Source organism: Streptomyces sp. BI87 (genome assembly GCF_025957665.1).
Classification (GTDB): Bacteria; Actinomycetota; Actinomycetes; order Streptomycetales; family Streptomycetaceae; genus Streptomyces; species Streptomyces albidoflavus.
In genome coordinates this window covers 5,457,427-5,471,112 of record NZ_CP110079.1, presented here as the reverse complement: position 1 = coordinate 5,471,112, position 13,686 = coordinate 5,457,427, and the positions used below count along the sequence as shown (strand labels likewise).

Annotated in this window: 9 protein-coding genes and 1 pseudogene; 2 read left to right on the top strand and 8 right to left on the bottom strand. The window is 72.9% G+C overall.

The window, feature by feature from the left end; genetic code table 11:
* Nucleotides 1-242: 242 nt before the first annotated feature.
* The 7 genes and pseudogenes from whiA to uvrA all read right to left on the bottom strand — a co-directional run bounded on the left by whiA (nt 243) and on the right by uvrA (nt 11,294).
* On the bottom strand, nt 243-1,232 hold the full coding sequence (whiA, locus tag OIM89_RS24355; protein WP_030695126.1) for a DNA-binding protein WhiA: 990 nt from the start codon (nt 1,230-1,232) through the stop codon (nt 243-245).
* Nucleotides 1,223-2,284, bottom strand: coding sequence for a gluconeogenesis factor YvcK family protein (locus tag OIM89_RS24350; protein WP_030695127.1), 1,062 nt, complete (start codon nt 2,282-2,284; stop codon nt 1,223-1,225). The genes whiA and OIM89_RS24350 overlap by 10 nt, the downstream gene beginning before the upstream one ends.
* A complete protein-coding gene (gene rapZ, locus OIM89_RS24345) occupies nt 2,281-3,216 on the bottom strand; it encodes an RNase adapter RapZ (protein ID WP_030695128.1) in 936 nt (311 codons plus the stop codon). The genes OIM89_RS24350 and rapZ overlap by 4 nt, the downstream gene beginning before the upstream one ends.
* 524 nt (nt 3,217-3,740) lie before the next feature.
* Nucleotides 3,741-5,807, bottom strand: a pseudogene (uvrC, locus tag OIM89_RS24340) (excinuclease ABC subunit UvrC); the annotation flags it as partial.
* A 77-nt stretch (nt 5,808-5,884) separates the two neighbouring features.
* On the bottom strand, nt 5,885-6,307 hold the full coding sequence (locus tag OIM89_RS24335) for a Rieske (2Fe-2S) protein (protein ID WP_047469051.1): 423 nt from the start codon (nt 6,305-6,307) through the stop codon (nt 5,885-5,887).
* A gap of 71 nt (nt 6,308-6,378) precedes the next feature.
* A complete protein-coding gene (locus tag OIM89_RS24330) occupies nt 6,379-8,133 on the bottom strand; it encodes an alpha/beta hydrolase (protein ID WP_030695131.1) in 1,755 nt (584 codons plus the stop codon).
* Between the two features lie 170 nt (nt 8,134-8,303).
* Nucleotides 8,304-11,294 carry an excinuclease ABC subunit UvrA gene (gene uvrA, locus OIM89_RS24325; protein ID WP_030695132.1) on the bottom strand — a complete coding sequence of 997 codons (2,991 nt, stop codon included), beginning with the start codon at nt 11,292-11,294 and terminating at the stop codon, nt 8,304-8,306.
* Nucleotides 11,295-11,567: 273 nt separating this feature from the next.
* Between uvrA and OIM89_RS24320 the strand changes: the two genes are divergently transcribed.
* Both OIM89_RS24320 and OIM89_RS24315 read left to right on the top strand, forming a co-directional pair.
* A complete protein-coding gene (locus OIM89_RS24320; protein WP_030695133.1) occupies nt 11,568-12,263 on the top strand; it encodes a maleylpyruvate isomerase family mycothiol-dependent enzyme in 696 nt (231 codons plus the stop codon).
* 49 nt (nt 12,264-12,312) lie between these two features.
* Nucleotides 12,313-12,969, top strand: coding sequence for an MBL fold metallo-hydrolase (locus tag OIM89_RS24315; protein ID WP_030695134.1), 657 nt, complete (start codon nt 12,313-12,315; stop codon nt 12,967-12,969).
* A gap of 235 nt (nt 12,970-13,204) precedes the next feature.
* Here OIM89_RS24315 and aroQ read toward each other — a convergent pair whose 3' ends face one another.
* Nucleotides 13,205-13,678, bottom strand: a complete 474-nt coding sequence (aroQ, locus tag OIM89_RS24310) for a type II 3-dehydroquinate dehydratase (protein ID WP_030695135.1) — start codon at nt 13,676-13,678, stop codon at nt 13,205-13,207.
* Between the last annotated feature and the right edge of the window lie 8 nt (nt 13,679-13,686).

The following is a 13,686-nucleotide window of genomic DNA, read 5'->3' as shown; positions in this document are numbered from 1 at the left end:
GGTGACATCGGAGGAGACCGCCCGGGGCTCCCCCGGCGCTACTGTCCGGTAGCCGGTACGGCGGTTGCGCGCACCCCCACGACGGCCCTTCCGTCACGCTCCGTCAACCCGCCGCAGGGTACGCGCGGTTGCCCCCGTCCGCGAGCGGAACGGCCCCGCTCTCCCGTGTCGGGAGGCGGGGCCGGTCGGTGCGTCATCCGTACGGGCGAGCCGGGGCCGCCCGCGTTGACCAGGGGGGTGCGTCAGCCGACGAGGTGGTCGGCCAGGTCCTCGCTGAGACCGGCCTCGGTGCCGGCGATGCCCAGGTCCTGGGCGCGCTTGTCGGCCATGGCCAGCAGGCGCCGGATGCGTCCGGCGACAGCGTCCTTGGTGAGTGGCGGGTCGGCGAGGGCGCCCAGTTCCTCCAGCGACGCCTGCTTGTGCTCCATGCGGAGCCGGCCGGCGGCGGCGAGGTGCTCGGGGACCTCCTCACCCAGGATCTCCAGGGCGCGCTGGACCCGGGCGCCCGCGGCGACGGCGGCCCGCGCCGAGCGGCGGAGGTTGGCGTCGTCGAAGTTGGCGAGGCGGTTGGCGGTGGCGCGCACCTCGCGCCGCATCCGCCGCTCCTCCCAGGCGAGGACCGACTCGTGGGCGCCGAGGCGGGTCAGCAGGGCGCCGATGGCGTCGCCGTCGCGGACCACGACGCGGTCCACGCCGCGCACCTCGCGGGCCTTGGCGGCGATGGAGAGCCTGCGGGCCGCGCCGACCAGGGCGAGGGCCGCCTCAGGACCGGGGCAGGTGACCTCCAGGGAGGAGGACCGGCCGGGCTCGGTGAGCGAGCCGTGGGCGAGGAAGGCGCCCCGCCAGGCGGCCTCGGCGTCGCAGGTGGCGCCGGAGACGACCTGCGGCGGCAGCCCTCTGATCGGGCGGCCCCGGCCGTCGACCAGCCCCGTCTGCCGGGCGAGCTGGTCACCGCCGGCCACCACCCTCACCACGTACCGCGAGCCCCGGCGCAGCCCGCCGGGGGCCATCACGATCAGTTCGGAACTGTGCCCGAAGATCTCCAGGATGTCCCGCTTGAGGCGCCGGGCGGCCATCGCCGTGTCCAGCTCCGCCTCGATCACGATGCGGCCGCTCACCAGGTGCAGCCCACCCGCGAACCGCAGGACCGCGGAGACCTCCGCCTTCCTGCAACAGGTGCGGGTGACGGGAAGCCGGGAGACCTCGTCCTTCACCGCTGCCGTCATCGCCATGGGCCGATCCTTCCATGCATCCGAAAAATACGGTCGTACGCGGCCGCCAGCAGCTCCGGGTCGTGCCGGGGGCTGCCGTCGGGGCGGGCCACGGGCGCCAGCTCGACCGTCGCCCCCAGACGCCGGGCGGCGTCGTCGAGGGAGATGCGGTCGGGCACGGCCGCCTCGTCGGCGAGCACCACGTCCAGGGCGAGTTTAGGGGCGTGTCGGGCCAAAACCTCCAAATGACGCTGCGGGGAGAACCCCTCGGTTTCTCCGGGTTGCGGCGCGAGGTTGAGCGAGAGGACCCGGCGGGCCTTGGTGGAGAGCAGCGCGTCGAGCAGTTCGGGCACCAGCAGGTGCGGGATGACCGAGGAGAACCAGGAGCCCGGACCGAGCACCACCCAGTCCGCGTCGAGGACCGCCTCGACCGCCTCCGGCACGGCCGGCGGGTCGTGCGGCACCAGGTGCACCGACTGGACCTCGCCGGGGGTCAGCGCCACGGTCGCCTGGCCGCGCACCGTGTCCACGTCGTCCGGGCGGGCCGGGTCGTGGCCCCGCACCAGCGCCTGGAGCTCCAGGGGGACGGCGGACATGGGCAGCACCCTGCCGTGCGCGCCGAGCAGGGTGCCGACCAGGTCCAGCGCCTGGACGTGGTCGCCGAGCTGCTCCCAGAGGGCGACGATCAGCAGGTTGCCCACGGCGTGGTCGTGCAGGTCACCGCGGGAGTGGAAGCGGTGCTGGATCACCCGGGACCAGGTCTGGCCCCAGTCGTCGTCCCCGCAGAGCGCGGCCAGCGCCTTGCGCAGGTCACCCGGGGGCAGCACGCCCAGTTCGTCGCGGAGACGGCCGCTGGAGCCGCCGTCGTCGGCGACGGTGACGACGGCGGTCAGGTCCCCGGTGATGCGGCGCAGCGCGGTCAGCGAGGCGGACAGACCCATGCCGCCGCCGAGGGCGACGACCTTGGGCTGGGCGCCGCGGCCACGCGGGCGCGGGCGGGGCGTCCACCCCGGAGGGGTCGCGGGCGGGGTGGTCCGCCGCATCCGCCGCAGGCGCGAGGGGCGGCCGGTCATTCCCGGCCCATGTCGCGGTGGACGACGACGGTCTCGACGCCCTCGGAGGCGAGACGCGAGGCGAGCTTCTCGGACATGGCCACGGAGCGGTGCTTTCCGCCGGTACACCCGACCGCGATCGTCACGTACCGCTTGCCCTCGCGGCGGTACCCGCGGGCGATCAGCTGGAGCAGCTCCGTGTACTGGTCCAGGAACTCCTTGGCGCCGGGGCGGCTGAAGACGTAGTTGGAGACCTCTTCGTTCAGGCCGGTGAAGGGGCGCAGCTCGGGGACCCAGTGCGGGTTGGGCAGGAAGCGGCAGTCGACGACGAGGTCGGCGTCGACGGGCAGGCCGTACTTGTAGCCGAAGGACATCACCGTGGCCCGCAGCTCGGGCTCCTCGTCGCCCGCGAACTGGGCGTCCATCTTGGCGCGCAGCTCGTGGACGTTGAGGCTGGAGGTGTCGATGACCAGGTCGGCGTCGCCGCGCAGCTCGCGCAGCAGGTCGCGCTCGGCGGCGATGCCGTCGACGATGCGGCCGTCGCCCTGGAGGGGGTGCGGGCGGCGCACCGACTCGAAGCGGCGCACCAGCGCGTCGTCGGAGGACTCCAGGAAGACGATCCGCCGGGTGACGTTCTTGACGTCGAGGTCGGCGAGGGACTCGCGGAGGTTGTCGAAGAAGCGGCGGCCGCGCACGTCCACGACGACGGCGATCCGGGCGACGTTCCCCTGGGAGCGGGCGCCCAGCTCCACCATGGTGGGGATGAGGGCGGGCGGCAGGTTGTCCACGACGAACCAGCCGAGGTCCTCCAGGCACTTGGCGGCGGTGCTGCGCCCGGCGCCGGACATCCCGGAGATGATCACCAGCTCGGGGATGGCCGTCTCGGTGGCCTCCACCGTTTCGCCGGTCGTGCCCGTACCCACCTGTGCCTCGTCTCCGTCGTGCTCGGTCATGTCTGCTGCCCCCGGTTCTTCCGTGCGGTCTGCGGCGGCGCCTGGTCAGGTCCGCCGTCCGGTGCTGTCCGGTCGCCCGGCCTCTCCTGCTCGGCCGGGCCGGACACCTCCGGATCTCCAGTCTGTCCCGCCGCACCGCCGTCCGGGGAACCGGCCGCGCGGTGCGGGCCCGGGGAATTGCCGCCCGGCCCGGTCTGGGCGCCCTCGCCCCGGCCCGCTTCCCCCTCGGCGGGCTGCGGAGCCACCCCCTGGATCGGCGCGGCGTCTCCCTCCCCGGGCACCCGCGCGGTCTCGGCGTCGCCCGGCTGAGGCGCGGACGGGGCCGGATGGACGAGCGGACGCGCCTCGCCGTGCGACCGGGGCCCGTCCTGCGGCAGGCCCGGGGTGAGCGGTGCCGGGGCCGACTGACCGGCGCCCTCGTCACCAGGCTCCGCCCCGCCGGGCCCGGCGGGCTCACCGTGCACGGGCTCCGCAGGGCGTCCGTCGCTCCGGCCCGAGCCGTCCGCCGGACTTTCGGTGGCCGGGCCGTCGCTCTCCCCCGGTGTCGCGGGAGCCTCCCCGCTCTCCGGCGTCTCCTCCGTGTCGTCGTCCCCGACGATCTCGCCGGTGGCGGTGTTGACCGCGACCGAGGGGGTGGACCGGGCCAGGGTGGCGGCGACGGCGAGGGCGGTCTTGCGGCCTATGCCGGGGACCTCGCAGATCTGCTCGACGGTGGCGGCCCGGAGTTTGCGGACCGAGCCGAAGTGCTTGACCAGAGCCTGTTTGCGGGTCTCGCCGAGACCGGGGACGTCGTCGAGGGGGCTGGTGCGGATGCGCTTGGAGCGCTTGGCGCGCTGGTAGGTGATGGCGAAGCGGTGGGCCTCGTCGCGGATGCGCTGGAGGAGGTACAGGCCCTCGCTGGTGCGGGGCAGGACGACCGGGTCGTCCTGGCCGGGCACCCAGACCTCCTCCAGGCGCTTGGCGAGGCCGCAGACGGCGATGTCGTCGATGCCCAGCTCGTCCAGGGCCCGCTGCGCGGCGGCGACCTGGGGCTGGCCGCCGTCGACCACGACGAGCTGCGGCGGGTAGGCGAACCGCTTGGGGCGGCCGTCCTCGTCGGTGAGGGAGGCCGTGACCTCGCCGCCCTCCGTGGCGTCCTGCTCCTCGGTCCACTCGCCGGTGCGCTCGCGGTCGCTGAGGTAGCGGCGGAATCGGCGGGTGATCACCTCGTGCATCGAGCGGACATCGTCCTGACCCTGGCCGTGCCAGAGCTGGGTGTCCCCGGCCCGTCCCTTGATCTGGAAGCGGCGGTACTCGCTCTTGCGGGCCAGTCCGTCCTCGAAGACCACCATCGAGGCCACCACGTCGTCGCCCTGGAAGTGCGAGATGTCGTAGCACTCGACGCGCAGCGGGGCGCTCTCCAGCTCCAGCGCCTCGGCGATCTCCTCCAGGGCACGGGAGCGGGTGGTGAGGTCGGAGGCGCGCTTGGTCTTGTGCAGGACCAGGGACTGCTGGGCGTTCCGCTGGACCGTCTCCATCAGGGACTTCTTGTCGCCGCGCTGCGGGATGCGCAGGGAGACCTGGGTGCCGCGCCGGTCGCCGAGCCACTGGGAGACGGCCTCGGTGTTGTCGGGGAGGGCGGGGACCAGGACCTCCTTGGGGACGCCCTCGCCCCGCTCCTCGCCGTAGAGCTGCTGCAGTGCGTGGCCGACGAGGCCGGCGGTGTCGACCGCCTCGACCTTGTCGGTGACCCAGCCGCGCTGGCCCCGGACCCGGCCGCCGCGCACGTGGAAAATCTGGACGGCCGCCTCCAGCTCGTCCTCGGCGACGGCGATGAGGTCGGCGTCGGTGGCGTCGGCGAGGACGACGGCGGACTTCTCCATGGCGCGGCGCAGCGCCTCGATGTCGTCGCGCAGGCGCCCGGCCCGCTCGTACTCCATCTCCTCGGCGGCCTCCTGCATCTGCCGCTCCAGGCGGCGCAGGTACGCCCCGGTGCGGCCGGCCATGAAGTCGCAGAACTCCTCGGCCAGGTCGCGGTGGTCCTCGGGGCTGATGCGGCCGACGCAGGGGGCGGCGCACTTGCCGATGTAGCCCAGCAGGCAGGGGCGGCCGGTGCGGGCGGCGTTCTTGAAGACGCCGGCCGAGCAGGTGCGGACGGGGAAGACCCGCAGCAGCAGGTCGACGGTGTCGCGGATGGCCCAGGCGTGGCCGTACGGGCCGAAGTACCGCACCCCCTTCTTCTTCTGGCCGCGCATGACCTGGACGCGGGGGAACTCCTCGTTCATCGTCACCGCGAGGTACGGGTAGCTCTTGTCGTCGCGGTACTTGACGTTGAACCGGGGGTCGAACTCCTTGATCCAGGTGTACTCCAGCTGGAGCGCCTCGACCTCGGTGGAGACCACCGTCCACTCCACGGAGGAGGCGGTGGTGACCATGGTGCGGGTGCGCGGGTGGAGGCCGGCCAGGTCCTGGAAGTAGCTGGAGAGGCGCTGGCGCAGGCTTTTCGCCTTCCCGACGTAGATCACCCGGCGGTGGTCGTCGCGGAAGCGGTAGACGCCCGGGGAGTCAGGGATCTGCCCCGGCTTCGGACGGTAGCTGGAGGGGTCGGCCATGTCAGACACCCTACTGTCGGCCACCGACACTCCGGCGTCACCCGCAGTGACGGGCCCGGGACGAAGGGCGGGCGGGGTCAGGCGGGCCGGGGGCGGGCGACGAGGCGGCCGCCGTCGGCGGAGACGTCGAGTTCGGTGAGCGGGGCGACGGCGGGGCCTTGCAGCACCTCGCCGGTGGTGACGTCGAACCGGCTGCCGTGGCAGGTGCAGGTGGAGACGGTGCCCTTGATCTTGTGCAGCGGGCAGGACCGGTGGGTGCAGACGGCGCTGAAGGCGCGGTACTCCCCCTCCTCGGAACGGCTCACGACCACGTGGTGCTCGCGGAAGATCTCCGCCCCGCCCTTCGGCACGGCCTCGGCGGCGCCCAGCTCGACCGGCTCGGCGGGCCCCTCGGCGCGCCCGTCGTCCGGCGGGGCGCAGGCCGCCGCGCCGAGCCCCGCGGCCGGGACCAGGGCCGCGCCCCGCAGGACGGTGCGGCGGGAGAGGGGGTGGGCGGACATGGTGCCTCCGCTGAGGTCCGTGGGCGGCTCGGTGCGGTCCCGACCCTAGCCGGGACCTCTCCGGGCCCCGGTCAGTAGGGGGTGTCCCGGGAGGCGATGAAGTCGTGCAGGCGGCGGGTGTCGGCGTCGGTCCAGCCTTCGCGGGGCGCCACCGCCGCCCAGCCGTCCACGGGGCTCGCCCCGTACCGGTGGCCGTGCGGCGCCTGGACGCCGTAGCTGACGGCCATGTCCACGCTGGTCTGCCAGAAGGTGACGAAGGGGAACCAGGTGATCTCGGGGGTGATGTCGGGGCCGAGCGGGTCCTCCAGCCACTCGGGGCGCTGGAGGAGGAGGTCGTAGGACCACCAGACGACGGGGTCGGAGGCGTTCTGGAGGTAGACGACACGTGGCTCCTTCCAGGGCCCGGCGGGGCGGGCGAGGTCCCGGCGGGGGAACTGGGCGAAGCGGAAGTGGCGCCCCTCCTCGTAGAGGGGCCGCCAGACGGGGCTGGACGGGTCGCGGTGGGCGCGGATCTCCCGCGAGATCGGCGAGAAGTTGGGCGAACCGAGCAGCAGGGCCCCGTCGACGTTGTCCAGCAGTTCGCCGGGCCGCTCGTAGGAGGCTTCGACGGCGTACGCGCCGAGGCTCTCGCCGGTGACGACGAGGCGGGGACGCTCGTCCGGCGGCAGGGCGGCCCAGCGGGCGCGCACGGCGTCGACCAGTTCGCGGGTGGCGTGTGCGGCCTTCTCCTTGTCGACGAGGAAGGAGAGCCAGCTCGGCAGGTAGGAGTACTGGAGGGCGACGGTGGCGGTGTTGCCGTCGTGCATGTACTCGAGGGGTTCCACGACGTTGGCGTTGACCCAGCCGGTGCCGGTGGTCCCGGCGATGGCGAGCACGTCCCGCTCGAAGGCGCGGGTCCGGTCCAGCTCCTTCATGGCGAGGTCGACCTGGGCGGCGACCGGGTCCTCGTCGTAGGCGAAGGCTTCCGGGGCGGCCGAGCCGGCGTAGATCCGGACGGGGTCCACGGCGTCCCGCCCGGTCCAGTCGGTGATCTCCTCGCTGGTGAGGACGGAGCCGGCGAAGTTGCGCCCCTGGAAGCCGAGGTCCCGCCAGCGGATGTACGAGCCGGGGCCGCCGGAGACCAGCCGGGAGGTGGGCGGGGTCACGCCCTCCTTGGTGCCGCCGTCGGTGGCCTTGGAGATGCGGTCGGCGACGTCGACCACGCCGCGTTCGAAGACCAGGTCCTGGACGCAGAAGAGGACGGCGAGGCTGGAGAGGAGCAGTCCGAGCCCGACGGCGGCGGGCCGGGGCAGGAGCCGCCCGAGGAGCCGGATGAGGCGGCTGGCACCGAGCCGCACGGCGCGGGCCAGCAGGAGCAGCACCGCCCAGAGCGCGACGGTGATCAGGGCGATCATCGGGGCGTGCCAGGTCAGCGAGGGCGGCAGCCCTTGCAGGACCCGGAGCTGGCGTTGCAGGTGGGCGCTCTCGGAGATCAGCCAGACCGCGCAGACGGGGCTGATCAGGAAGTACGCCTGCCAGGCGTGGGCGCGGACGGCCTGGCTCGGCCGGCGCGCGACCAGGAGCCGGAAGAGCCAGCTGAGGGTCACGCCGAGGGCGTAGCCGATGGCGGCGTTGATGCCGCCGATGAGCCCCTGGAGGAACCAGGGGCGGGGCACCAGCGAGGGGGTCAGGGAGAACCAGAAGAAGACCGTGGCCACGCAGGTCGCGGTCAGGTCCGGCCAGCGGCGGACCAGATGGGCGGGGCCGGGGCGTTGCCAGTAGGGCTTGCGCGCGGCGGCGCCGATGCGCCCGGCCAGGGAGCGGGCGGTACTCCCCATCGCGATCATGAATGTCACATTAGCGGCTGTTCACCCCGCTTCCCGCGGGGCGGCCGGGCAGGCCGCCGCCGCCCCCGCGCCGGTGAGGACGCGGAGGCGGCGGGAGGCGTTGCGCGGACGGGCCGGGGAGCGACGCGGGGTGGTGGTTTCCGGTCACCCCGCCGCTGCTCCCCCGGCCGTCACTTGGTGGTGCGCGGCGCCTTCTTGGCCACGGTCTTCTTGGCAGCCGTCTTCTTCGCGACCGGCTTCTTGGCCGCGACCGCCTTGCGGGTGGCCCCCGTCTTGCGGGCACCGCCGGAGCGGGGCGCGGCCGAGGCCTCGCTGATCCGGTCGGCGCCGAGGACGTCCTGGAGGAACTTGCCGGTGTGGCTGGCGGGGACGGCGGCCACTTCCTCGGGGGTGCCTTCGGCGACGACCAGGCCGCCGCCGTTGCCGCCCTCGGGGCCCATGTCGACGACCCAGTCGGCGGTCTTGATGACGTCGAGGTTGTGCTCGATGACGATGACCGAGTTGCCCTTGTCGACCAGACCGGAGAGGACGGTGATCAGCTTGCTGATGTCCTCGAAGTGCAGGCCGGTGGTGGGCTCGTCCAGGACGTAGACCGTGCGCCCGGTGGAGCGCTTCTGGAGCTCGGCGGCGAGCTTGACGCGCTGCGCCTCGCCGCCGGAGAGGGTGGGCGCGGGCTGTCCGAGGCGGACGTACCCGAGGCCGACCTCGTTGAGCGTGCGCAGGTGGCGGGCGATGGTGGGGACGGCCTCGAAGAAGCCGAGCGCCTCCTCGATGGGCATGTCCAGCACCTCGGCGATGGACTTGCCCTTGTAGTGGACCTCCAGGGTCTCCCGGTTGTAGCGCGCCCCGTGGCAGACCTCGCAGGGGACGTACACGTCGGGCAGGAAGTTCATCTCGATCTTGATGGTGCCGTCGCCGTGGCAGTTCTCGCAGCGGCCGCCCTTGACGTTGAAGGAGAAGCGGCCGGGGAGATACCCGCGGACCTTGGCCTCCATCGTCTCGGCGAAGAGCTTGCGGACGTTGTCGAAGACGCCGGTGTACGTGGCCGGGTTGGAGCGGGGGGTGCGGCCGATCGGCGACTGGTCGACGTGCACGACCTTGTCGACGAGGTCGTCGCCCTCGACCCGGGTGTGGCGGCCGGGGACGCTCTTGGCGCCGTTCAGCTCGCGGGCCAGGTGGGTGTAGAGGATGTCGTTGACCAGCGTCGACTTTCCGGAGCCGGAGACTCCGGTGACGGCGGTGAGGACGCCGAGCGGGAAGGAGACGTCGATGTCGCGGAGGTTGTTCTCCTTGGCACCGATCACCGTCAGCTGCCGCGCCGGGTCGACCGGGCGGCGGATCTCCGGCACCGGGATGGAGCGCTTGCCGGCGAGGTACTGGCCGGTGATCGACTCCTTGTTGGCGAGCAGCTCGTCCAGCGAACCGGAGTGGACGACCTTGCCGCCGTGCTCACCGGCGCCCGGGCCAATGTCCACGATCCAGTCGGCGACCTTGATGGTGTCCTCGTCGTGCTCCACCACGATCAGGGTGTTGCCCATGTCGCGCAGGCGGACCAGGGTCTCGATCAGCCGGTGGTTGTCGCGCTGGTGGAGGCCGATGGAGGGCTCGTCCAGGACGTAGAGCACGCCGACCAGGCCGGAGCCGATCTGGGTGGCCAGCCGGATGCGCTGGGCCTCACCGCCGGAGAGGGAGCCCGCCGGGCGGTTGAGGGAGAGGTAGTCGAGGCCGACGTCGACCAGGAAGCGGAGGCGTTCGTTGACCTCCTTGAGGACGCGCTCGGCGATCTTGAGGTCGCGGCCGGAGAGGGTGAGCTTGTCGAGGAAGTCGGCGCAGTCGGTGATCGACATGGCGGAGACCTCGGCGATGGACTTGCCCATCACCGTGACCGCCAGGACGATCGGCTTGAGCCGGGTCCCCTCGCAGGTCGGGCAGGGGACCTCCCGCATGTACCCCTCGAACCGCTCCCGGCTGGAGTCGCTCTCCGCCTCGGAGTGGCGCCGCTTGACGTACGGCACCGCGCCCTCGAAGGCGGTGGTGTAGACCCGCTCACGGCCGTAGCGGTTGCGGTAGCGGACCTCGATCTGGGTCTTGTGGCCCTGGAGCAGGGCCTTCTTCGCGCGCTGCGGGAGCGCGGCGAAGGGCACGTCGGTGCGGAAGTTCAGCGCGTCGGCGAGGGCGCCGACCAGCCGGCCGAAGTACTCCTTGGTGTGCCCGTGCGACCAGGGGTGGATGGCGCCCTCGTCCAGGGACTTGTCCTCGTCCGGGACGATCAGCTCCGGGTCGACCTCCATGCGGGTGCCGATGCCGGTGCAGTCGGGGCAGGCGCCGAAGGGCGAGTTGAAGGAGAAGGAGCGCGGCTCCAGCTCCTCGAAGGAGAGGTCGTCGTACGGGCAGTAGAGGTGCTCGGAGTACATCCGCTCGCGCTCGGGGTCGTCCTCGGGGAGGTCGACGAAGTCGAGCACGACCATGCCCCCGGAGAGGCCGAGGGCGGTCTCCACGGAGTCGGTCAGGCGGCGCTTGGCGCTCTCCTTGACCGTGAGGCGGTCGACGACCACCTCGATGGTGTGCTTCTCCTGCTTCTTCAGCTTCGGCGGGTCGGAGAGCTGGACCGTGGTGCCGTCGACGCGGGCGCGGCTGTACCCCTTGGTCTGGAGGTCGGCGAAGAGGTCGACGAACTCGCCCTTGCGCTCACGGACCAGCGGGGAGAGCACCTGGAAGCGGCTGCCCTCGGGCAGGCCCAGCACCTTGTCCACGATGGCCTGCGGCGACTGGCGGGAGATCGGGCGGTGGCAGACCGGGCAGTGCGGCTTGCCGATCCGGGCGAAGAGCAGGCGGAGGTAGTCGTAGACCTCGGTGATGGTGCCGACCGTGGAGCGCGGGTTGCGCGAGGTGGACTTCTGGTCGATGGAGACCGCGGGCGAGAGGCCCTCGATGAAGTCGACGTCGGGCTTGTCCATCTGGCCGAGGAACTGCCGGGCGTACGAGGAGAGGGACTCGACGTACCGCCGCTGGCCCTCGGCGAAGATCGTGTCGAACGCGAGCGAGGACTTGCCCGACCCGGAGAGCCCGGTGAAGACGATGAGGGAGTCACGCGGCAGGTCGAGCGAGACATTCCTCAGATTGTGCTCGCGGGCACCACGGACGATGAGACGGTCGGCCACGCCGGTCCGCACCTTTCTGGAGTGAAGCGGGAGCGGAACCCCCGAGAACAACGTACGGGAGTGCCGCGGCAGCGGTGGAGGGGATGAGCGATCGGGGGCGGGGGACTTCGGACCGAGGGCGGCACCGGGCCGTCGTCGGGGGATCGCATCCCGGCTACATCCAGGATGCCTCTTCCGAGAACCGAGCGTATAGCACGTACATTCGATTCCCGGGATTGCGGCGCTCCCTTCACCCGAACGAGTGGACCGATCCGGTGCCGCTAGGGTCGTCCCATGACTGATCCTGTGCGCGATCTCACAAGGCTGGACGAGGCCACCGCCCGGCTCCTCACCGTCGCGGGCACGCTGGACGACGCGGCGCTGGCCGAGCCCTCACGGCTGCCGGGCTGGACCCGCGGCCACGTCCTCAGCCATCTCGCCCGCAACGCCGACGCCCTGCTCAACGTGGTCGCGGGCCGCCCCATGTACGCCAGCGCCGAGGCCCGCGACGCCGACATCGAGGCGGGCGCCACCCTGCCCGCCGAGGCCCTCGCAGAGGAGGTGCGGCTGAGCGCCGCCCGGCTCGCCACCGCCCTGGCCGAGCCCGGCGACTGGGAGCGCGTGGTGGAGCTGCGCAACGGCGTCACCGACCGGCTCGCCCGCGTGCCCTTCCGGCGGCTGGTCGAGGTGGAGCTGCACCAGGTCGACCTGGGCGCCGGGCGCGAGCTGGAGGACCTGTCGACGGAGTTCACCGACGCCGAGAACGCCTTCCTCGCCGACCGCTTCACCGGCCACCCGGACGTACCACCGCTGCTGCTCCGCCCGGCCGGCTCCCCCGCCCTCACCAGCGGCCGCGCCCCCGCCCCCGGCGAGGAGCCGCTCACCGTGACCGGCACCCCGGCCGACCTGCTCGGCTGGCTCGCCGGACGCCGCGCCCCGGACGGCCTGAAGACCGACGGCGGCCCGCTGCCCGCCCTGCCGCCGCTGTGAGCCCCGCGGGAGCCGGGGCGGCGGCACCCGCGTCGGTAGGGTGACGGCCATGACGTACAGCGGAGCGGTGAAGGTCGGCGGACCCGCCGACGTGCACGAACTGACCGGGCTGATGATCTCCAAGGTCGCCGTGGGCCCCATGGACAACAACGCCTACCTGCTGCGCTGCCGGGCCACCGGCGAACAGCTCCTGATCGACGCGGCCGCCGAGCCCGAGACCCTGCTGCGACTGATCGGCCGGGACTCGGTCGTCTCCGTCGTCACCACCCACCGCCACGGCGACCACTGGCAGGCGCTGGCGGAGGTGGTGGCCGCGACCGGGGCGCGGACCCAGGCCGGGCGGTTGGACGCGGAGGGGATTCCGGTTCCCACCGATGTGCTGCTGGACGACGGGGACACCGTGCGGGTCGGGCGGGTGGAGCTGACCGTGCTCCACCTGGTCGGCCACACCCCCGGCTCGATCGCCCTGGTCTACGACGACCCGCACGGCCATCCGCACGTCTTCACCGGGGACTGCCTCTTCCCCGGCGGGGTGGGCAACACCCACCAGGACCCGGATGCCTTCGCCCAGCTGCTGGGCGACGTGGAGACCAAGATCTTCGCTGCGCTGCCGGACGAGACCTGGGTCTACCCCGGGCACGGGGACGACACCACGCTGGGTGCGGAGCGGCCGCAGTTGCCCGCCTGGCGCGAGCGGGGGTGGTGAGCGGCCCTTGGGCCGCGGCCGGCCGCCTCCAGTCCGGCCGGCGTTTGAGGGCGATGAGCCGCCGAGCGGCGAGTCTTCCGCCCGGGCGGTCCGGGTGGCCTCAAGCGCCGGCCGGGCTGCGTTTTGGTGCGGACACGTCCGACCGTGCCGGTCACCGATGGCCTCAAACGCCGGCCGGGCTGGAGGGGGCGGCCCCGGCTGTATGTGGCGGCCCGGCCGGAGGTGGTGGCCCGGCTCAGCTCGGGTCGGCCAGGAGGGTGGCGATGCGGCGGACTGCGAAGGCGTAGCCCTGGACGCCGCAGCCGGCGATGACCCCGTCGGCGCGCAGCGAGACGTAGCTGTGGTGCCGGAACTGTTCGCGGCGGTGGATGTTGGAGATGTGGACCTCGATCACGGGGAGCCCGTCGCAGGTGTGGAGCGCGTCGAGCAGGGCGACGGAGGTGTGCGAGTAGGCGGCGGGGTTGATGACGAGGCCGGCCGCGCCGGTGCGGGCCTCGTGGACCCAGTCGACCAGGACGCCCTCGTGGTTGGACTGGCGCAGGTCGACGGTGCCGCCGAGCGCCGCCGCCTCCTCGGCGCAGAGCCGCTCGACGTCGGCCAGCGTCTCGGACCCGTAGATCTCCGGCTGCCGCTGCCCCAGCAGGTTCAGGTTCGGGCCGTTGAGGATCATGATCGGCGCGGTGGCGAGGGTGTGGGCGGGGCGGGTCATCGCGGTCC

Excerpts from the sequence above, each read along its gene's own strand:
- OIM89_RS24315 (WP_030695134.1), top strand. The coding sequence starts at position 12,313 with ATGACGTACAGCGGAGCGGTGAAGGTCGGCGGACCCGCCGACGTGCAC.
- rapZ (WP_030695128.1), bottom strand. The coding sequence starts at position 3,216 with ATGACCGAGCACGACGGAGACGAGGCACAGGTGGGTACGGGCACGACC.
- whiA (WP_030695126.1), bottom strand. The coding sequence starts at position 1,232 with ATGGCGATGACGGCAGCGGTGAAGGACGAGGTCTCCCGGCTTCCCGTC.
- aroQ (WP_030695135.1), bottom strand. The coding sequence starts at position 13,678 with ATGACCCGCCCCGCCCACACCCTCGCCACCGCGCCGATCATGATCCTC.
- OIM89_RS24320 (WP_030695133.1), top strand. The coding sequence starts at position 11,568 with ATGACTGATCCTGTGCGCGATCTCACAAGGCTGGACGAGGCCACCGCC.
- OIM89_RS24335 (WP_047469051.1), bottom strand. The coding sequence starts at position 6,307 with ATGTCCGCCCACCCCCTCTCCCGCCGCACCGTCCTGCGGGGCGCGGCC.
- OIM89_RS24350 (WP_030695127.1), bottom strand. The coding sequence starts at position 2,284 with ATGACCGGCCGCCCCTCGCGCCTGCGGCGGATGCGGCGGACCACCCCG.
- OIM89_RS24330 (WP_030695131.1), bottom strand. The coding sequence starts at position 8,133 with ATGATCGCGATGGGGAGTACCGCCCGCTCCCTGGCCGGGCGCATCGGC.